The following is a 20,411-nucleotide window of genomic DNA, read 5'->3' on the forward strand; positions in this document are numbered from 1 at the left end:
GTGTACCGGCCTGATTCCCCACGATCGATTCATCCCCACGCCTGTGGGGAACGGGTGGGGGCAGCGCGTCAACGCGGGCGACCAGCGCGATTCATCCCCACGCCTGTGGGGAACGGGGCCTAAACAGCACTTGATAGAAGCGGGCAAGCGATTCATCCCCACGCCTGTGGGGAACGGTCTTCAGCGCTTCCCTCGCTGGGGTTTATACGCGATTCATCCCCACGCCTGTGGGGAACGGCCTTGTTCCTCACCCCCTGCCGGGGAGGCTGGCGATTCATCCCCACGCCTGTGGGGAACGGATTGAAGAGAGCGTGATAACTAAAGAAGAGCGCGATTCATCCCCACGCCTGTGGGGAACGGTTCGCCCCCTGCCGCTTCATTGCCGCCGCTGTCGATTCATCCCCACGCCTGTGGGGAACGGGCTATAGCTACAATTTGCATTTAGCGACTAACTGATTCATCCCCACGCCTGTGGGGAACGGCAGTCCCTTTCATACACCAGTCTTGTGGCTGCCGATTCATCCCCACGCCTGTGGGGAACGGTGAAGGTGGCATTGGAGGAAAATCGCCGAACGCGATTCATCCCCACGCCTGTGGGGAACGGTATTCCCCTTGTTGCTTGGAGTGACTACCAGACGATTCATCCCCACGCCTGTGGGGAACGGTGGCTGGGAGTACTGCAGCAACTCACCAAACTCGATTCATCCCCACGCCTGTGGGGAACGGGCCATGGCCACCGGCGACTACAAGGACGCAGGCGATTCATCCCCACGCCTGTGGGGAACGGGTGGGCTGAATGCTATATCGCTGTCAGATAGGCGATTCATCCCCACGCCTGTGGGGAACGGCAGCATATCCTTCAGCCACTCCTCTTCTCCATCGATTCATCCCCACGCCTGTGGGGAACGGGTCCCTTTCGCTGGAATCCGCGTGGTTGTCGGCGATTCATCCCCACGCCTGTGGGGAACGGCGCCGAAGTGAAGAGAAGAAGATCCCCGTATTCGATTCATCCCCACGCCTGTGGGGAACGGTTGGCTATATCTGGCGAGGCGTTGAACGTTCGCGATTCATCCCCACGCCTGTGGGGAACGGGGCCTCTTCCACCGGCACCAGTAGACGCATATCGATTCATCCCCACGCCTGTGGGGAACGGAACGACGGCCACCGCCAGCGCTTTGTGCCGTGCGATTCATCCCCACGCCTGTGGGGAACGGCGCGGTGACAACCAAAGCACACCGGTCATGCGCGATTCATCCCCACGCCTGTGGGGAACGGTTCGCGCAGCTTGTCGTTGTACTTGCCCCAGGCGATTCATCCCCACGCCTGTGGGGAACGGGTTTAGAGATTAAAAGCACCCCTTCATTAATGCGATTCATCCCCACGCCTGTGGGGAACGGTTGAATACGGCGGAGTATTCTATTTCGACGGACGATTCATCCCCACGCCTGTGGGGAACGGGCAACAGCGTCGACCCCGTGTCGCTGCATGAGCGATTCATCCCCACGCCTGTGGGGAACGGGATGATCACCAAGGCAAGGGCGAGCTTTTACACGATTCATCCCCACGCCTGTGGGGAACGGAGTGACATGGTGCAGGCCACCTTCGGCAAAAACGATTCATCCCCACGCCTGTGGGGAACGGCCCTGCTTCCACTTATTTACGAGCTGGTAGCTCGATTCATCCCCACGCCTGTGGGGAACGGCCAGAATCCGACCACTTTCATAAGCGGTCACTCGATTCATCCCCACGCCTGTGGGGAACGGTCTAATTGTAGATGACTGTTCTGCAAGATAAAAATAGGCAGTAGAAAATCCACCAGCGATTTAGGTCAATTTTTGATCAGAAAGATATTCTTAAAGAACAGTAAAATCAGAACGTTGCAGAAATCTATAAAAATCGCACCAAGCCTCGGTCAAAGGTATAAGTATGCATCGTTTTTATGAAGAGCGACCTCTCTTATGGCATATACATTCGCCAACGGCGGGTTACTCGTGAAGGGCGCTCGTTAGTAGTGCGTATTGGATGATTCATTGGCTCAGCTACGTTCTCAAATATGCGCCCACCGCGAACGTAGCCGCCGCCGCCAGTTGCTGACCGGCTGCTAAGAGATATTGGTATCACCCGTGCCCAGGCACAAAAGGAGGGTCGTAAATCCTTTTGGAAGCACACATTATGAGAAGGAGAACGATATGAAAACCGCTGAATATTATCTGCTGGACGTATTTACCGATCAGCCTTTTTCGGGCAATCAGCTAGCCGTCTTTTTAAACACCGACGGGCTGACAACAGCCACCATGCAGGCAATCGCCAATGAGCTTAATCTTGCCGAAACGGTGTTCTTAAGTGCGCCTATTGAGCCAAACCACTACCCGATGCGGATCTTTACGCCCACCCAGGAACTACCGTTTGCCGGCCACCCAACCGTCGGCACCGCGCAGCTTCTAGCCGAGCTTGGCTTGGTAAACCGCACGCAAACGCTGGTGCTTCACCCGCCTGTAGGCGAGTTACCCATTCGCTACTCAGGTGAGAAAGCCGTGTTTACGGCCGCAAGGCCCGCCAGCATGACGCCAAGTACACTGGACCAGCAATCGGCGGCGGCACTGCTCGGCTTGCAACCCCATCAGGTTATCGGCACGCCGGTTATATCATCCTGCGGGCTGGCGTTTCATCTGATCGAGCTGAGCGCCCCCGCAGCCCTAAAAAACATACACATTTCAGCAACCATATGGGCAGAGACCGTTGCCCCGAGCGGGGCGGAGCAAATATATCTTTACGCAACAGAAACGGCTGATCGCTCAAAAGCTACGCTTCGAAGCCGCATGTTCTCCAGAGAACATGGCCTTTGCGAAGACCCCGCAACCGGCAGTGCCGCAGCGGCATTAACCGGGTATTTGGCAACCCTTAACGAAACGACGCACTGGACACTCTATCAAGGCGTTGAAATGGGCCGCGCCAGCGTTATTGAAACCACCCGGTATAACGGCCTGGTTCAGGTAGGCGGCAGTGCTGTACTGGTGGGCAAGGGGGAGCTTTACTTGAGAGATTAACAAGCGGCTTGAAAGCCAACTAATCGTTCACTGATTGATCCAAGCATCGTTATCCTACCCAGCATTAAGATCAGCAGCGTATCCTCTATAACGCTATGGCAGAGACCCAAAAAGCACAGCGCAAGCGGCATAAGTTTGATACGTCGGTACCGCTCATCGGCCAGCGTCGCGAGTAGCTCCACGGCCAAGACGGTGTGGCTTCAATAGCAGCACCAACGCCACGCAGCACAGCAGCGCTACGATGAGATCAAACGTTAGCGCGGTGATTTGTTGGCCGGCTACTATCCCCAGTAGGCCGATACCGACGACGGGCAGCGAGATCGCCACATAGGCAACAACGAAAAAAGACGATACCGTTGCCGCTTTGTGCTGAGGGGAGCTGGCCGCCGATATCGCGCCCATGCCCGCCCGGAAGGTAATGCCCTGACCAATGCCCGCAACAATGGCGCCCAGTATGAAACCCAGCAGTTGCTCGTAAGCAATCCCCCACGCAATGATGAGCACACCGACAAGCAGCACAGCACACCCAATCGGCAATCTTCCAGGCTCAGGCAGCCGCCCCTGACCCATTTGCCCAACAGTCGAGGCGATAAACGGCAGCCCTGCCACACACCCTATCAGTGCATGATTGGTGTAGCCCATTTGCTGGCCCAGGAAGGCGGGGGTTGCTGCGGTATAAAAACCGAACACCATAAAACCAGCAAACGCTGCGATAGCCGCGGGTATAAAAACGCTGCGCACCTCAGAAGGGATTTTAGGTGTTTGAACGCGAAGCTTGATATTCGCTGGGCGCGTAACCGTTTCAGGCGCTCGCCAGATACACACCACCGCTACCAACGCTAACGCGAAGTGAATAGCAAACGGCAGCACCAACGGTGCCGCAAACAGCACGGCCAGCGCCCCCGCAAGTACCGGCCCGACACCTAACCCGACCATATTGGCGGCGGTAGCAACCAACGTGCTGGAGCGCCCCCAGGAACGTGGTGCCAGCTCCATGACAGCCACGGTGGCAGTACCCGTAAAGATACCCGCCGAAAGCCCCGAAAGTACGCGGCCGGTAAGCAACATGCCTAACCCATCGGCTTGCCAAAATACGATATCGCTTACCGCTGACAGGAAAAGCCCGGCAAGCAGCAGCGGCTTACGCCCTAGCTGATCAGACCATTGCCCGGTAATCAATAACGCTGAAATGACCCCCACCGCATACGCCGCAAAGATGACGGTAATCATCAGATCCGAAAAACCAAATTCATGCTGATAGATCGGATAAAGCGGCGTGGGCAGCGTGGTGCCCACCATGGTGATCATGAAAGCAAGCGCCGCCCCTAAAAATACGCCTGCGCGCCGCGTATCCGACGCTTGAGAAGAGCTCATAAATGTCCTTATCAAAAATAAAGAGATCCACCTTCTCAGAAGGCGAGTCGAGAATGGAAACTCACATAGCCAACGAACGTTAATGGATGCGTTTTATATCACCGCCAACTGCTCTTGGGCCAGTTTGGCAAAGTGCGTGCGTGAGGGCTTTAGCCCTTTCACCGAGGGCCACGCCAACCATGCATCGGGCACCATAAAGCCCGGCAGCGCCTCGCGCACCCAACGGGCCAGGGCCTGATCTTCGCCGCTTTGCGCCTGCCAATCAATAAAGGCAACGGGGCGCTCACCCCACTCGGGGTGTGGCACAGCAACCACCAGCGCTTGGGCGACGCTAGGGTGATCCACCAACCGCTGTTCGATGCTTTCCGGCTGAATGTTCTCACCGCCGGAGATAAAGCCGTTATCCAGCCGCCCTTCAACCACCAGTTCCCCCGCAGAATTGAAATACCCCTTGTCCCGAGTGGCAAACCAACCCTCATCATTTAGGGTTGGGTCCAGCGCACCGTTATTTAAATAGCCGCTAAACAGGGTATCGCCCCGCACCTGTATTTCATTGTTGATGATCCGAACATCGCGCCCCGGAAGTGGCTTGCCGACAACACCTGGTGCCGAGGGAGCACCGGTACAGACCTGGCTTGCCATTTCAGATAGCCCATAACTAACTTTTGGCGCCAGCCCCAGCGAGGTCATGTGTGCCACCAGCGGTGCGGGGATTGCCGCGCCGCCCAACAGCAGTTCGCGCAGCTGTGTCCTGGCGGGGTCAAAGCCCGCTTGTAATAAGCGCCAGAGCTGAGTGGGTACCAGTGAAAGGTGCGTAATAGGCTGTTGTTCCAGGCGTGCAGCCAGCGGCGCATCACCATCATCCAGAATGACCCGGCCACCTGCGAGAAATACGCGAAAGGGAATCGCGTAGCCGCCAATATGAAACAGCGGTAGCGACAACAGCCAGCCGCTTTGTTGATCAACCGGAATTAAGGTCGCCGAGCCTCTGGCCGAGGCCAAATGATTCCCCAGCCGGTGCAGTACCGCCTTAGGCATGCCGCTGGAACCCGAGGTAAAAATCGTGTTACAGCGCTGATCGGCATTCAGCTGCACCGCTTGTTCGGTCATTAACTCTTCGGAAAAATCGAGGGTAATCGGCGCTGGAGCCGATGACGTTACCTGCGCGTCACCCTGCTCGCCTTCCGTATAACAAATGCGGCTGGCCTGCAGGCGCTGGGCAAGCGCGTGCTGATGGGTGCCTGGAAAGGCCGGGTTAAGCGGGCAGAAAACCACCCCGACACGCAGACAAGCCCAGGCCAATAATAACGAGGCCAATGCGCCTTTGGCCGGGGCCATTAATTTGTCCCCAGGCTGAACCCCCTTTTGCGCCAGCTGTCGCGCCAACGCGGCGATACGCCTATCGAGCATTCGATAGGTAAGCGTCACTGAGCCACTGTGTAGCGCAATATGCTGCGGAGTTTCAGTGGCCCAATAGTTAATGGGGCAAGGTTGCATCACGCGGCACGCTCCTGGTTATTCCTGCATATCTTGATAGAGGCACGTCAAGCGCCCGGCAACGACATCACCTGCCGTGGTGGTTACCCGTTCAGCCAGCCAGTTTCCGGTATCCAGCCCCGGTGGTTCTTCGGGCGCCCATTGGCAGGCCAGCCGAGCCAGCAAACCCAAGCCAAGGTCAGACTCGAAACTTGAGGAAATAACCACCCGCAGATTATCTGTCCGCGCCCGCTGTACAAGTGCCTCGCAAGCGCTTAATGCGCCTATCAATGTAGGCTTAATCACCAGGGCGGCAATATGAGGATGGGAATACCAGGGCGCGTTACGTGACAACGTTTCATCCAGCGCAATCTTCACACCCGCTGCATCGGCCACGGCAATGGTGTCAGCAAACGTGGAGCAGGGCTCTTCCAGGTAGTCGATCTGTTCACGCGGTAGCTGTCGACAAAACCGCGTGGCCTCTTCCCTTGTCCAGCCGCCGTTGGCATCCAGAATCAGTTGGGTAGCGGGCAGCTTTTCAGCCAGATTGGCGATCAGCGCTAGCTCGTCGCTCATTGCGTAACGCGCTACCTTGAGTTTGAGGCGCGAAGGTGGCGGCTGCCCGCCCTTGCGTATGTTGTCTAACGCGCTATCCAGCATCGCGATCAGCGATACGGGCTCGCCTTGTAATAGTGGGTAAGGCGCTAACGCGGCGGGACAATGTGGGGGCCAAACGTGCTGTGCACAGTCGAACCCGAACTGTACCGAGGGGAGCGTGGGCACTGCTTCTTCACCGCGCTTCAAGGCGGTTAGGCAGGCCCTGCTTTCGGTCTCGGCATCGGTTAAGGTTTCTGCTGAAAAACCAGGCAGTGGCGCAATGTCACCCCACTGCCCGTTAATCGACACCAGCAGCCCTTCTCGCTGCGTGATCCGCTGGCCGTTAAACAGCAGCGGCTGGCGAAGTGGCAGCGCGTAGCGGTAAAGCGCTAATGGCATTAAGGGTTACGCGGATAACGTGAGAAATCCGGGGGCCGCTTCTCATTAAACGCGTTACGCCCCTCCTGGCCTTCATCGGTCATGTAATAGAGCATAGTGGCGTTACCCGCTAGTTCCTGCAGCCCGGCCTGGCCATCGCAGTCGGCATTCAGTGCCGCTTTCAAACAGCGTAGCGCCATTGGGCTGTGCTGCAGCATCTCCCGGCACCAGCGCACGCTCTCTTTTTCAAGCTCATCCAGCGGCACCACGTGGTTGACCAGGCCCATCTCCAGCGCTTGCGCAGCGCTGTACTGGCGGCACAAAAACCAGATTTCGCGGGCTTTTTTCTGACCCACAATGCGCGCCATATACGAGGCACCGTAGCCGCCGTCGAAAGAGCCTACTTTGGGTCCGGTCTGGCCAAAAACCGCGTTATCCGCCGCAATGGTCAGGTCACACATAAGATGCAACACATGCCCACCACCAATCGCGTAGCCTGCCACCATGGCGACAACCGGCTTGGGGCAGGTACGAATATCACGCTGAAAATCCAGCACGTTCAGGTGATGAGCACCCTGCTCATCCTGGTAGCCGCCATAGTCACCGCGAATGCGCTGATCACCGCCGGAGCAGAACGCTTTATCGCCTGCGCCGGTGAGCAAAATCGCGCCGACGCGACTATCGTGACGTGCGCGACCAAGCGCCTGAATCATTTCGCTAACCGTCAAGGGGCGAAAGGCGTTACGCACCTCTGGGCGGTTGATGGTAATGCGTGCAATGCCCTCTTTAGAGACATGATACCGAATATCCTGGTAGTCGCCGGAGTGGTCCTGCCACTCAACCGGTTGATAGAGTTCCGCTTCTGTAAGTCCGTGGATCATTCAAAGTTCCCTGATTCATTAGGTATTGGCGTCTTTCGGGCTTAGCGCAACATACCTGCCACGGCCAGCCCTAGTGCCAGAAGGCTTAACAGCGCCGCAGCGCCATACATCAGCTTTTTATTGGTGGTGTCGCGGCCCAAAATAAGGTCAAACATTCCGTGGCGCAGGCGATGGGCGGCATGAAAAAGCGGCAAACAGACCGCCGCGCCAACAAACAGAAAGCCTGGCACGCTGAATAGCAGTCGCGATGCCCGCTCATGGCTGAGCGCGTCGGCAGGTAGCCAGCCCAAGGGAAGCAGCACGGCAAAAAACAGGATGGCAGAGGGCAGTAACACGGCAAAACAGACGCCGCCTGCACTGAATAGTCCCCACCATAGCGACTCATCGTAGGCCTGGTGGTGGGGAAGCTGATTCGTGCGCTGACTGCCCGCGCCTGACGCATTCATGGTTGGTTTAGTCATACAGACGCCCTCCCAAACAGCCAGATGAACAACAGCAGTACGGCCAGAACGCCCGCCCACTGTCCCGCCACAATCGCCTTATCCGGTAGTTGGTAGTTACCGATGCGCAGCGGCATAACGCGAGGAAACAGCACAAAAAAGGTCACCGCGTGAAACAGGCTGGCGGCTAGCGCCAAAAGGTTGAGCAGCAAAACGATGGGAGATCCCATAAAGGCGATCCATCGTTGCCAGCTATCTGGGCCCTGGAGCAGCGCGACCATGCCCGCCAGTAGGCAGAGTAGGAAAAAAACCAGCGGTAACACCGTCGCTTCACGCAGCATATAGAGTTTAAAAAAGCGGAGTTTCAGCCACCAGTTACGTTTTAACGGCACAAAGCGTTGCGATGTCGACTTATCCATACCCTTTCTCCTAGCCCTTAAACAGCGCAATTAGCGTGTGCTTAGCGGACGCCACTTTGCTCTGATTGATAGCCGCCGCTGGGTCAACGTGTTTGGGACACACCTTTGAGCAAAAGCCCACAAAGGTGCAGCTCCATACGCCTTCATGACGGTTCAATTCGTCCATTCGCTGCGTGCTACCGTGGTCACGGCTATCCAGGTTATAGCGATGCCCCAGCGCAATGGCTCCTGGGCCAATAAACTCAGGATTAAGCCCAAACTGCGGGCAAGCGGAGTAACAAAGCCCACAGTTGATACAGTTAGCGAACTGCTTGTAACGGGCAAGCTGCCGGGGCGACTGGCGATAGGTTTCTGGCGCCTTCGGGTCAAAAGGCTTTACCGGGTTGTCGTCTATCAGATAGGGCTTAACGGCGGCCAGGTGATCGAGGAATATCTCCATATCAACCACCAGGTCGCGCTGCACGGGAAAGTGCGCCAATGGTTCAATGCGGATCTCATCGTCGAAGTCGCGCAGGAAGGTCTTACAGCCAAGCTTGGGGACGCCATTCACCATAACGCCACAGGAGCCACAGATCGCCATGCGACACGACCAACGGTAGCTCAGAGTGCTGTCGAGCTGCTCTTTGATGTGATTCAACGCATCCAACAATGAGGTGCTGTCGTCGACTGGCAGCTCATACTCCTGCCAATAGGGCTCGGTAGAGTTGTCGGGTAAATAGCGTTTGACGCTGATGCGCCGGGTGGATACCTGCTGAGTACTCATGCCTTGCCTCCCTTGGACGCATCCCCATAGGTACGTTCTGCGGGCGCGGAAAAACGCACGTCTACTTCCTGCCATGCCAACCGAGCGTGTGCATCGCCTTGATAAAACACCTGGCTGTGCTTGAGGTAGTTAATGTCATCGCGCGTTTGCATACCGTCATCCAAGCGCTGGTGAGCGCCACGGGACTCACGCCGCTCCAGTGCACCAAGGCAAGATGCCTCGGCAATATCCAGCCCGTAGCCAAGCTCAATGCACTCAAGCAACTCTGTGTTGAATATTTTGCTGGTGTCGTTGACACGAATCTTCTGATAGCGCGCCCGCAGTTCACGAATCGTCCCCAACGACTGCCGCATACCCTCTTCGGTACGATAAATACCGCAGCCACTCTCCATGGCCTGCACCATGGCATGCTTAAGCGTCACCCACGTCTCGCCGCTGCCCTCACCATCACAAAGATGCGCTAGTTTTGCCTGCTGATGGGCAGCTTGGGTTTCCAGAAGGTGCGTGTCTGCCCACTCGGTTTGCGCCGCGCGCTGGCTTGCCTGCTCCCCTGCTAAACGGCCAAACACCAGCAGCTCAGTGAGCGAGTTGGAGCCTAAGCGATTAGCACCATGCAGCCCAACAGAGGCACATTCACCCGCCGCATAAAGCCCGGCAACCGACGTTTCACAGTAGGGATTGGTTTCAATACCGCCCATGGTGTAGTGCACCGCCGGGCGGATAGGGATCGGCTCTTTGACCGGGTCAACGTTAATGTAGGATTTAGCCAGCTCGCAGATAAAGGGCAGGCGCTCAAGAAGGTAGGCTTCGCCCAAGTGGCGCAGGTCAAGATAGACCACATCGCTATCGCCAAAGGTGCCAGTGCGGCCCGCCTGCTGCTCCTGCCAAAAGGCCTGTGAGAGCTTATCGCGAGGGCCCAGCTCCATGTACTTGTTTTCCGGCTTGCCCAGTGGGGTTTCCGGGCCCAGCCCGTAATCCTGAAGGTAGCGGTAGCCATCCTTGTTGAGCAAAATACCCCCTTCGCCACGACACGCTTCGGTAATTAAAATGCCGGAGCCGGGAAGGCCCGTGGGGTGATACTGAACAAACTCCATGTCCCTAAGCGCCACACCGTGGCGATAGGCCATCGCCATCCCGTCGCCAGTCACGATCCCTGCGTTGGTATTAAAGCGAAACAGGCGCCCGGCACCTCCTGTTGCCAATATCACGGCTTTGGCGCGCAGCAGAATAAGCTCGCCGGTGGCCACTTGAAGGGCAATGACGCCAATAACGGCCCCTTCGTGCACGGCAAGATCAAGGACAAAATACTCATCGAAGCGCTCAATTTGGGAATATCTGAGCGAGGTTTGAAACAGGGTATGCAGCATGTGAAAGCCGGTTTTATCGGCGGCAAACCAGGTACGTGCGGTTTTCATGCCGCCAAAGCGGCGTACCTGCACATTACCATCCTCCTTGCGGCTCCAGGGGCAGCCCCAGCGCTCCATCTGCACCAACTCTTGGTAGGCATGATGCACAAAATAATCCACCACGCCTTGCTCAACCAGCCAGTCGCCACCCGACACAGTGTCGTCAAAATGCGCCTGATACGTATCCTCCTCGCTGGTTACTGCCGCCGCACCGCCCTCAGCGGCAACGGTATGGGAGCGCATAGGATAGACCTTGGAAATCAGAGCGATGCTTTGAGAAATGCCCTGTGCCTTAGCGCTTTCTGCCGCGGCGATAGCGGCACGCAAGCCTGCGCCGCCTCCACCCACAATCACGATATCGAAATCTCGATGCTGCATGATGCTCCCTTTCTGTAGCCAGGCCAAAGGCGGTAGTGGCGACACGCTTCGATGCGGTGTCTTTTGGTTGAACTTATCACACTCCAGGTACGTGCTATCCCCGCATGCCAAGCTCTATTGACGCATATCAAGAAATACACCTTTAAGACAGGCGATGCTTTAACAAGAGTAGTTACGTTTAATTTCTCATTTATTAATTTTAATAAAGAATTCCAACTACAATTTTTAACTATTAGTCGCTATCGCCATTCTCTGCAACGTATGTAACCGCAAGCAGATGAAAATCAACCACGATAGCAGTGAAGAGATTCGGCTGCTTTCGCAGCCCAAAAGAGGGGCAGCTTGATATGAACAGTAGTGTGCAATCGGCATTTGACTGGAAGTTGTTGGCGCCGCTTGTAGTGGCCATTATCGTTGCGTTGATACCCACGCCTGAGGGAGTTGCCCCTCACGCCTGGTACTTCTTCGCTATTTTTTTGGGCTGTGTGGTGGGGCTGATTTTTGAACCCTTGCCAGGCGCGGTCATTGGGTTAATCGGCGTGACCCTGGTGGCGCTGCTCTCCCGCTGGGTGCTGTTTTCACCCGAACAGCTAGCGACCGAAGGCTTTAATGCTGCCAACCAGGCCTTTTCATGGGCAGTTTCGGGCTTCACCAACTCGACAGTATGGCTGATTTTTGGCGCGTTTATGTTCGCGCTGGGGTATGAAAAAACCGGGCTAGGTAGGCGCATATCACTTTGGCTGGTCAAGGCCATGGGCAAGCGCACATTAACGTTGGGCTACGCGGTAATGATCGCCGATGCGGTGCTAGCGCCTTTTACACCTTCCAACACGGCGCGTAGCGGGGGCACCATTTATCCGGTCATTCGCAATCTGCCGCCGCTTTACGACTCCCAGCCCAATGACCCCAGCATGAAGCGCATGGGCAGTTTTCTGATGTGGACAGCGATCACCTCTACCTGTGTGACCAGCTCGCTGTTTCTAACCGCGCTTGCCCCCAACCTGTTGGCCATTGCTCTGACAGAAAGCGCTACCGGTATTCATATTAACTGGGGGCAGTGGTTTATCGCCGTAGCGCCCGCTGGCATTCTGCTGCTGTTGCTGGTCCCTCTGCTCTGTTACTGGCTCTGCGCGCCAGAAGTGAAAGCCGGTGAAGAAGTGTCCAACTGGGCGCGGGATGAGCTGAACAAACTGGGGGCGCTTACTCGCAACGAGATACTGCTGGTCATCATGGTCGTCTCTGCGCTACTGCTGTGGATTTTTGCGGGCGATGTTGTGTCCGCCTCCCTGGTAGGCCTGGTGGTGATTTGCTGCATGTTGCTGACCGGCATCGTGAGCTGGAACGATATCCTCGACAATCGAGCCGCCTGGAATACCTTTGTGTGGTTTGCAACGCTGGTGGCGCTGGCAGGCGGGCTAAGCCAGGTCGGATTCGTCAACTGGTTTGGTGGCGTGGTGGGTGAACAAATCAGCCACTTTAATCCCGTCATGGCGATGGTGGCGCTCACGGTGATCTTCTATCTCCTGCACTACCTGTTTGCCAGCGTCACGGCCCACGTTACCGCCCTGTTGCCGGTGATGCTGGCGGCGGCTTCCGGTATTGCAGGGCTGGATATGCAGATGTTTATCCTCCTGCTGCTCCCCACGCTGGGCTTTATGGGCATTATCACCCCCTACGGCACCGGCCCAAGCCCGGTTTACTATGGCAGCGGCTATCTGCCAAGCGCCCTTTATTGGCGGCTTGGGGCTATTTTTGGTCTGCTGTTCTTAGTGGCCTGGCTGGCTATCGGTTTGCCGTGGCTGCTGTTGATTAACTGACTCCAGGTGAGCGAGCCGTTTAGCCGAGGCGTTGATACCATCGGCTAATCGGTTCGGCGATGCTTTTTGCTTGCTCTGTATGCAGGTTGTGCCCGCCTTCCAGCGCGATAGGGTGCACGCGAGGGGCTATGTTAGCCAAGCGGGCGGCAAGTGTGTGAAATTTAGTATCCTGCCGACCTGAAAAGTAACCAATGGGAAGTGACGTTTCAGCCAGCCACGGCCACTGAGAGGACTGCCTGCCGAGCGACGTGCTTCGCAGCATTGTCGCCACGGACGGGCCATGATTGGCCAACCGCCGTTCAATCTGCCGCGCTCGCTGCGCATGTGTAAGGTCAGCAAAGACGGGCTGCCGATACCAGTCGGTAAGCACGCGTTCAAGAGGTTCCTGCGCAAAGCGTTGTGCCCAGCGTGCATCATGAGCCATACGCTCATCGCGCTCGCTTTCGGGCAAGCCTGGATGAGCGCTCTCCAGCCAAAGCGCCTCAAGCCCCGCAGGTTGGCGGCGGGCGTGATCAAGCGCCAAACGGCCTCCCAGCGAGTAGCCCAGCAAGCAGTAGCGGTGAATATCCTGCGCGGCCAACGTACCGGTTAGCCAGTGGTGAAAAGCGGAGAAAGAGTCGACCGCCACCTGGTGATTTTGGCCGTGGCCCGGTAAATCCAACGCCAGGCACGGCACATCTTTCAACGCGGCGATGACCTCCGCCCAATCGTGGCGATCACCTAACAAGCCGTGCAGCATAACCAGCGTTGGGCGTGGCTGGGCGTGCGCTTCATATTCAGCCTTCATGGTTATCGCGCCTACCTAGCGTTGCCGCCAGTGCCACAAGATCGTCTGCAACCTGCTGATGTGGCACGTTAAGCTCAATCAGTGTAACGCCCCTTTCCAGGGCTCGGGCATAGGCCGCATCGAAGCTCTCCAGCGAGCCAGGTGCGGCGTAGGCAAGCCCAAACATTTGCGCCGCGTACTCAAAACTCAAACCGTGTGGCTGACGGAAATAACGCTCAAGTAGCGCACCTTCCTTGGGCACTGGCAGCATATGAAAGATGCTGCCGCCATCATTATTGAGGATGATCACCACCAGCGGCTGAACGGCCTGCTTCAGCAGCGCCAGGCTATTAAGGTCATGCAGCGCGCTGATATCGCCCACAATCAGCGTGGTGGGCTGGTCGCTGGTAGCGCTGGCGCCGTAGGCCGTGGCGATCAGCCCATCGATACCGGAAGCTCCGCGGTTGGTGAACACCCGCAAAGGTGCTGTGCGGTACGCGCCCAGCATGTTCATCAGCCTTGCGGGCATACTGTTACCCACAAACAGCTGCCCGTTTGCCTGCTGCAACAACCGATGACAAATGCCCAGCTCTGAAAAGGTATTACAGCGTTGATTCACGATATCGCTGATGCGCTGTTGGCACTGGTTAAGCCGGTGCCAAGGGGTGCGCTCGGTCTCACGTTCAAGCGCGGCCACCACTGCCTCGGGCGGGCAAATGAAGCGGCGCTTAACGCTGTAATCAGGGTCGAGCCGCTGGGGGCGCGAGTCCACCAGCCAAACATCCTGCCAGGAATGACGAGCAATAAACTGCGTCAGGCGCTTGGAGATAAGACGCCCGCCAAATTGCAGCAACACATCGGCCCGCTCCAACTCCTCGACAAAATGAGGATCGTGCAGCGCCAGGTCAAAATGGATCACGTTTTGGCGGTCAAAACGTACCTGGCTTTGTAGATCCGCCAACAGAGGCCAGCCTAATCGACGGGATAACGTCACCACCTGCTGCGCCTGGTGCGGGTCATCTATACATCCCGCCACGATAACGCCTCGCTGACACGAAAAATCCGCCCACTCGGTAGAAAACGCGGGCGCTTGCGTACTGGATACCCACTGGCTCCACGGCACTGAAGAGGTCAGCCAGCTTCCGAGAGGCGCCAGATAATCCGTGGCATCCTCTCTCTGGTCGCCAGGGTAAAGAGGCTCACGGTAGCGGCAGTTAAAATGCACAGGGCCTGGCGTACGCTGCTGTTGATCAATAGTTTGATCAACGGTGCTGAGTAGAAACGCGGCGCTCAGTTCAGGGCCAGGGGGCGGAAGATCGTGATGCATCACGGTATGACGAGCGAAGATGTCGCGCTGGTCGATGGCCTGGTTACTGCCGTTATCCAGTAACTCAATAGGGCGGTCGGCTGAGAGCACTACCAGCGGCACACCCATTAGCTTGGCTTCTACGACGGCAGGATACAGATTGGCAACCGCCGTGCCCGAGGTGGTGATAACCGCTACCGGGCGGCCACTTCCGCGCGCAAGACCCAGTGCCATAAAGGCCAGGCCACGCTCGTCAAAATGGCAGTGGCAGCGAAGCCCGGCATGCTCGCTGGCCGCCATGGTGAGCGGCGACGAGCGTGAGCCCGGCGCCAGCACAACGTCGCGCATGCCCAAGCGGTAAAGCTCCTCAAGCAGCAATGCGGCCCACACATGGTTAAAGGTAGCGTGCTGAAGCGAAAAGCCGCGCGGCATGGCGTTCGCGGTCATTGGTATTACCCCATGTTGAGCAGCGACATAATGTCGGCAATTTTGTTGTCCAGCTCACGCCACTCTGCATCAGGCTGAGAGCCCGCGACAATGCCCGCACCGGCATAAAGGCGAATCTCATTAGCGCCGATATGAGCGCATCGGATCGCCACCGCAAGCTCCGTACTGGCCAGGCTCACCCGGCCAAATACACCCGCATACCAACCCCGCTGGTGATGTTCGTGCTGCCGGATAAACGCCAGCGCCGATGCACGAGGAACACCGCCTACCGCTGGAGTAGGCGGCAAACTGGCAAGCAGCGCCTGGTCCGTCACCGTGTGATGCAATTCGGCATGAATAAGGCGGCGGATATGCTGCACAGAGCGCAGCTTAAGAACATGGGTCTCCCCGGCTTGAACATCGCGAGACAAGGGCTCAAGCCGGGTAAGAATATCCTCATAAACGCACTGGTTTTCCAGGCTGTTTTTCGTATCTACCAACAGTGCCTCGGCAAGGTATTGGTCCTTTCGTGCATCAGCGCCACGATGGGTGGTACCCGCTAGCGCCTCGGTTACCAGCTGCGTACCTTCTCGCTGATAAAGGCGCTCCGGTGGGCAACCGATAAAGGCGGTCTCTGAATCCCACTGAATGCCCAGTTGAAAGCACGCCGCCGCCTCTGCCTGCCAGCAGCCCAGCAGCGCCCAGGGCGATGGCGTTTTCGATGCGTCATCCGCGATAACCAAACGCGTCTCTCGCGATAACACCACTTTGGGCGTATGGCACAGCTGATCAGCGTGGGCCACTTGGGACACCCACGCTGACCACGCCTGCTGGGCAGGGGAGTCATAACGTAAATAGGCATGCGGACGCAGAGGGGGCAGCGGTTGTTCTTGCTGGAGACTGGCTAAAAAGACGCGTGCTTCGGCTATTTCAAGGTCGCCACAACGGTCGTCAAAGCGCAAATTGAGCGTCAGTAGCGCCCCCTGTTGTGAGCGCTTAAGTTCAACACGCGGCAATATAAAACAGCAATTTTTGAAATTTTCCCAGCCGGGCGACGTAGCATCAAACGCCATGCCGCCGAAATAGTCCGGCTGCTCACCAGGCAAGGTTGCGAGTTTGGCAAGGTCGGCCTGTAGTGTCTCAAGCGAATCGGTGACGCTCACCATGCCTAGCGTCGCGTACTCCGGTGCGCCAGCGTCTCGCGCTTTCCAGTAGCCGCGCGGAAAAACCGTTTGCGCGTCCAACCATCCCATCAGGCTATCAACGCGGCAAGGCACGCTCAGGCGTATAACCCCTTGGATGGACGGCACAGACAATGCATCAAGCCGGTCCATAAGCTCAGCGACAGCGCTCTGGCTGTTCATATGCGCCAACCCGTAAGCGACGCTGCTGCCTGTTACCCAGCGCATGTGTTCAGACAATCAGTGGCCCCGCGTCTCAGATAAATCGGGTGCGGCGCGTAATGCCCAGCCTCTGTTTGATATAGGGTAAGACCCAACGGTCTCCCCCAAAATGGCCAGCGTTCGCGCCCGCTACCAGTAAGAAAAAGGTTAACGCAATCATCCACGGGTTGGTGGAGACCGTACCCGCCATTAGAAACGACATATTCATCACAATAGCGAAGAAGCCTGCAAAAGAGGTCAGCCCCCCCACGATCAAACCCAACCCCACGAGTATCTCCCCCAGCGGGATCACCACATTAAACATACCCGCATAGGGCAGCGCAAAATGCTCCAAAAAAGCAACGTAGTTGGGATACACCATGCTCCCTTCCCGCATTACAGGGTTCGCCACCGCGTTACTCAGGAACCCTTGCGCATCAAAACCGCCCGTCAGTTTGCCGATTCCCAAACTGAGCCAGGTAATCCCAAGATAAAGCCGGAAGGCTAGCCAAACAAGCGCTGCATATTTGCTTTGTCTAAATAAGTCGCCGATCATCAAATTAACTCCTGTTAAGAGGGATTAACAATAGTTTGTGATAAGACACCGCTGCTTCTTTTGACGCAGGTCTACTTTTTAGCACTTAATAATACATAGCTACGCACGCCCTTTTAGTCATTTAACGTCATCACGACCAGGACACCGAAGCAATGGATCAACCCGACAAGCACCGCCCGTTCCAGGTTTGGTTATTAGCGGCCCGGCCTCGTACGCTGCCTTTGGCATGTGCCTCTATCCTGCTTGGCTCAGGCCTTGCGGCGCACGCACAAGGGTTTAATCCGAGCGTGCTACTCCTTGCCCTGCTAACGGCGATTGCCCTGCAAGTGCTTTCAAACCTGGCCAATGATTACGGCGATGCGGCGACGGGGGCGGATGATCACCAGCGCATAGGCCCGGTTCGCGCTGTCTCGTCAGGGTTACTGAGCCCTCGCGCTATGCGCGGTGGAATGGTGGTGATGGCGGTCGTTGCCGCCCTGTGTGGACTGTTGCTACTGCTGACGGCTTTTGGCAATCAGTGGGCGTCCATTCTCATCTTTATTCTTCTGGGTGCTGCCGCGCTGCTGGCCGCGGTCACGTATACCGTAGGGCTGGGCGGCACGCCGTATGGCTACCGGGGGCTGGGAGATATTGCGGTCTTTATCTTCTTCGGCTTGTTAGGGGTGCTCGGCACGTACTACCTGCATGCACAACAACTGGACGGGCTTACACTACTGCCCGCGGCCGCTTGCGGGTTACTGGCAACCGCTGTATTGAACGTGAATAACGTGCGCGATATCGAAAGTGACACGCGCAACGGCAAGATCACTTTGGCGGTGCGCTTGGGCCGCGCTAACGCCATTACCTACCACTGGATATTGCTGGCAATGGCGCTACTGCTCACCGTGATTTATCTGGTCGCACTGCCCGCCCCCTGGCTTAGCTGGAGCTGCCTGCTGGTTGCCAAACCGTTAGCAGACGCTGCCAGAACGCTACACCACACTACCGACGGTGAAACGCTTACCGGCATGCTGAAAAAAACCGCGCTATCGACGCTGATTTACAGTGTACTGCTCTCACTCGGCCTAGCGCTCTATTAAAGAGGCCAAGCCGCTTGCCCCGTGCTTAAAGCACGACCTCATACCCTTCAAATTTGGGCGGCCCCAGGTAGATACCTTCCGGTGACTTGGCGCCCGCATGAGCCTTACGAAACGCCTCTGACTGGGTCCAGGCGCGGAAAGCCGCTTCCGACTCCCATACGCTGTGGGAAATAAACACGGTGTGCTCTTCCTGGCTTGCGCCCTGCAACATGTTGAACTGCTTGAAACCGGGCACGTCGCTCAAGTGCGAATCACGCTTACGCCACACCTCCAAAAAATCCTCTTCGCGGCCTGGGGCAATCTGAAAACGGTTCATTGCGATATACATGACAACTCTCCTGCTGGGTTGGTCCTGCCAAGTTAGTTACGCGGCGACAACTTGATGGTAACGTCACCATCAAGTAACGAACAGCTTAGGCTTGTGAAGAAAACTGCTTGCGCTGCTGATAGTGCCCACGCTCTATTATCTGCCAACACCAGCAGATGCCAACAAGCCTGAAGTTCTGGATTAACCTTCTCGTTGCCTGGTCGGCAGGTGGCAGCCAGCGGATTGGCTGTCGTCTGTTGATGCCCTAGCCCGCCCCCCCCCCAGCAAGCGAATGCTGTTGGCGGGGGCGGGCTATAGATGCATGCCTAACGCGGCGTATTAGCCAAGCGCTTCCAGCGACTGCTCGATGATGCTCAAGCCCTCTTCCAGCACCTCACTTGACACAGTCAACGGTACCAGAATACGGATGCTGTTGCCGTAGAAGCCGCAGGAAAGCAGAATCAGGCCATTCTTGCGCGCCTTGGCGCAGAGTGCGCCGGTCAAGTCGGTGTCGGGCTTTCCGTTACTATCCAAAAGCTCGAATGCCGCCATGGCGCCCAGCTGGCGGCCGTGCGCCACGGCGGGAAAGCGCTCTTCCCATACGCCAAAACGTTCAGCCAACAGGCGACCCATCTGCGCGCTGCGCTCAAGGATATTCTCTTCCTCGATCACTTCGATCACCGCCAGCGCCGCGGCGCAAGAGAGCGGGTTACCGCTGTAGGTGCCGCCCAGCGAGTTGGGGCCGGAGGCATCCATTACTTTGGCCGAACCCACGACAGCAGACAGCGGCATGCCGTTGGCCAGGCTCTTGGCGGTGGTCAGAATATCCGCTTCGATACCGCTGTGCTCCAGCGCAAACAACTTGCCGGTGCGCGCAAAGCCAGACTGCACTTCATCGGCAATCAACAGAATGCCGTGCTCGTCGCACAGCGCGCGCAGCGCCTGTAGGTACTCGGGTGAAGCAATATAGAAACCGCCTTCGCCCTGTACCGGCTCGATCACGATGGCCGCCGTGCGGTGCGGGGCGATATCGGTCTTGAACAGCGTGCGAATGCCATCGAGTGACGCCTCTTCACTGATGCCGTGCAGCGGATTCGGGAACGGGGCGCGGAATACGTCGCCCGGCATCGGGCCAAAGTCGTTCTTGTAGGGCAGCACCTTGCCGGTCATGGCCAGCGTCATCATGGTGCGGCCGTGGAAGGCACCATCGAAAGTGATGATGCCGGTGCGGCCAGTGGCGGCGCGGGCAATCTTCACGGCGTTTTCCAGCGCTTCGGCACCGGTGTTGACCAGCATGGCTTTACGCTCGGGGCCACGTACCGGGGTCAGTTCACACAACTTCTGACACAACTGCACATAAGGCGCGTAGGAGATGACCGCAGCGCTGGTGTGCATGACCTTGTGCAACTGCGCTTCAACCGCGGCAACGATTTTCGGATGGCGATGACCCAGGTTGAGCACGCCGATGCCGCCCGCGAAGTCTATCCAGCGGTTACCGTCGGCATCCCAAAGCTCGGCGTTTTCAGCACGCTCGGCAAAGGCCGTATTCGGGGTCGCTGCGCCGTTGGCCACATAGCGGTTTTTGAGTTCGTTCAGTTCGTGATTAGTCATGT

Annotated in this window: 18 protein-coding genes and 1 CRISPR repeat array (1 of these 19 running past the window's edge); of the genes, 4 read left to right on the forward strand and 14 right to left on the reverse strand. The window is 57.2% G+C overall.

Annotated features, from left to right (window positions below):
* Positions 1-1,763: direct repeats of the CRISPR family, unit length 29 nt; unit sequence CGATTCATCCCCACGCCTGTGGGGAACGG; it begins 831 nt to the left of the window's first position.
* Between the two features lie 347 nt (positions 1,764-2,110).
* Positions 2,111-2,176: a hypothetical protein gene (locus ACT3R4_RS03240; protein ID WP_444621621.1), complete on the forward strand. Its 66-nt coding sequence runs from the start codon at positions 2,111-2,113 to the stop codon at positions 2,174-2,176.
* Between the two features lie 13 nt (positions 2,177-2,189).
* A complete protein-coding gene (locus tag ACT3R4_RS03245) occupies positions 2,190-3,047 on the forward strand; it encodes a PhzF family phenazine biosynthesis protein (RefSeq protein WP_441677422.1) in 858 nt (285 codons plus the stop codon).
* Between the two features lie 153 nt (positions 3,048-3,200).
* Here ACT3R4_RS03245 and ACT3R4_RS03250 read toward each other — a convergent pair whose 3' ends face one another.
* From ACT3R4_RS03250 to frdA, 8 genes are all read right to left on the reverse strand, one after another.
* A complete protein-coding gene (locus ACT3R4_RS03250; protein ID WP_441677420.1) occupies positions 3,201-4,421 on the reverse strand; it encodes an MFS transporter in 1,221 nt (406 codons plus the stop codon).
* A gap of 93 nt (positions 4,422-4,514) precedes the next feature.
* Positions 4,515-5,918: an o-succinylbenzoate--CoA ligase gene (gene menE, locus ACT3R4_RS03255; RefSeq protein WP_441677418.1), complete on the reverse strand. Its 1,404-nt coding sequence runs from the start codon at positions 5,916-5,918 to the stop codon at positions 4,515-4,517.
* A gap of 18 nt (positions 5,919-5,936) precedes the next feature.
* Positions 5,937-6,893 (reverse strand): o-succinylbenzoate synthase, encoded by a 957-nt coding sequence (menC, locus tag ACT3R4_RS03260; RefSeq protein WP_441677416.1) that lies wholly within the window; start codon positions 6,891-6,893, stop codon positions 5,937-5,939.
* Positions 6,893-7,753, reverse strand: coding sequence for a 1,4-dihydroxy-2-naphthoyl-CoA synthase (gene menB / locus ACT3R4_RS03265; RefSeq protein WP_441677414.1), 861 nt, complete (start codon positions 7,751-7,753; stop codon positions 6,893-6,895). Before menB ends, menC begins: the two co-directional genes overlap by 1 nt.
* 41 nt (positions 7,754-7,794) lie before the next feature.
* Entirely contained in the window at positions 7,795-8,214 is a 420-nt protein-coding gene (gene frdD / locus ACT3R4_RS03270; protein WP_441677412.1) for a fumarate reductase subunit FrdD, read from the reverse strand.
* On the reverse strand, positions 8,211-8,612 hold the full coding sequence (locus ACT3R4_RS03275; protein WP_441677410.1) for a fumarate reductase subunit C: 402 nt from the start codon (positions 8,610-8,612) through the stop codon (positions 8,211-8,213). Before ACT3R4_RS03275 ends, frdD begins: the two co-directional genes overlap by 4 nt.
* A 10-nt stretch (positions 8,613-8,622) precedes the next feature.
* Positions 8,623-9,375, reverse strand: a complete 753-nt coding sequence (locus ACT3R4_RS03280) for a succinate dehydrogenase/fumarate reductase iron-sulfur subunit (RefSeq protein ID WP_441677408.1) — start codon at positions 9,373-9,375, stop codon at positions 8,623-8,625.
* Complete coding sequence (frdA, locus tag ACT3R4_RS03285; protein ID WP_441677406.1) at positions 9,372-11,159, reverse strand: fumarate reductase (quinol) flavoprotein subunit; 1,788 nt, start codon at positions 11,157-11,159, stop codon at positions 9,372-9,374. The genes ACT3R4_RS03280 and frdA overlap by 4 nt, the downstream gene beginning before the upstream one ends.
* Before the next feature lie 347 nt (positions 11,160-11,506).
* Here frdA and ACT3R4_RS03290 point away from each other — a divergent pair, with 347 nt between their 5' ends.
* Positions 11,507-12,976, forward strand: coding sequence for an anion permease (locus ACT3R4_RS03290; RefSeq protein ID WP_193054214.1), 1,470 nt, complete (start codon positions 11,507-11,509; stop codon positions 12,974-12,976).
* Positions 12,977-12,995: 19 nt separating this feature from the next.
* Here ACT3R4_RS03290 and menH read toward each other — a convergent pair whose 3' ends face one another.
* Genes menH through ACT3R4_RS03310 form a run of 4 tightly spaced genes read right to left on the reverse strand, consistent with a single transcriptional unit; the run spans position 12,996 to position 17,412 of the window.
* Positions 12,996-13,763 carry a 2-succinyl-6-hydroxy-2,4-cyclohexadiene-1-carboxylate synthase gene (gene menH, locus ACT3R4_RS03295; RefSeq protein ID WP_441677404.1) on the reverse strand — a complete coding sequence of 256 codons (768 nt, stop codon included), beginning with the start codon at positions 13,761-13,763 and terminating at the stop codon, positions 12,996-12,998.
* Positions 13,753-15,495, reverse strand: coding sequence for a 2-succinyl-5-enolpyruvyl-6-hydroxy-3-cyclohexene-1-carboxylic-acid synthase (gene menD / locus ACT3R4_RS03300; protein WP_441677402.1), 1,743 nt, complete (start codon positions 15,493-15,495; stop codon positions 13,753-13,755). Before menD ends, menH begins: the two co-directional genes overlap by 11 nt.
* Before the next feature lie 5 nt (positions 15,496-15,500).
* A complete protein-coding gene (locus ACT3R4_RS03305) occupies positions 15,501-16,895 on the reverse strand; it encodes an isochorismate synthase (RefSeq protein ID WP_441677400.1) in 1,395 nt (464 codons plus the stop codon).
* Positions 16,896-16,911: 16 nt separating this feature from the next.
* Positions 16,912-17,412: a DoxX family membrane protein gene (locus tag ACT3R4_RS03310; protein WP_441677398.1), complete on the reverse strand. Its 501-nt coding sequence runs from the start codon at positions 17,410-17,412 to the stop codon at positions 16,912-16,914.
* 152 nt (positions 17,413-17,564) lie between these two features.
* On the opposite strand from ACT3R4_RS03310, the gene ACT3R4_RS03315 reads away from it, so the two are divergent.
* Complete coding sequence (locus tag ACT3R4_RS03315; protein ID WP_441677396.1) at positions 17,565-18,491, forward strand: 1,4-dihydroxy-2-naphthoate polyprenyltransferase; 927 nt, start codon at positions 17,565-17,567, stop codon at positions 18,489-18,491.
* Positions 18,492-18,516: 25 nt separating this feature from the next.
* On the opposite strand, the gene ACT3R4_RS03320 is transcribed toward ACT3R4_RS03315, so the two are convergent.
* A complete protein-coding gene (locus ACT3R4_RS03320) occupies positions 18,517-18,819 on the reverse strand; it encodes a heme-degrading protein HmuQ (RefSeq protein ID WP_172117880.1) in 303 nt (100 codons plus the stop codon).
* A gap of 318 nt (positions 18,820-19,137) precedes the next feature.
* Positions 19,138-20,409 (reverse strand): 4-aminobutyrate--2-oxoglutarate transaminase, encoded by a 1,272-nt coding sequence (gene gabT / locus ACT3R4_RS03325; protein ID WP_441677393.1) that lies wholly within the window; start codon positions 20,407-20,409, stop codon positions 19,138-19,140.
* Positions 20,410-20,411 lie beyond the last annotated feature (2 nt).

This window comes from Halomonas sp. AOP7-E1-9, from assembly GCF_052376035.1.
Lineage (GTDB): Bacteria > Pseudomonadota > Gammaproteobacteria > Pseudomonadales > Halomonadaceae > Vreelandella > Vreelandella citrativorans.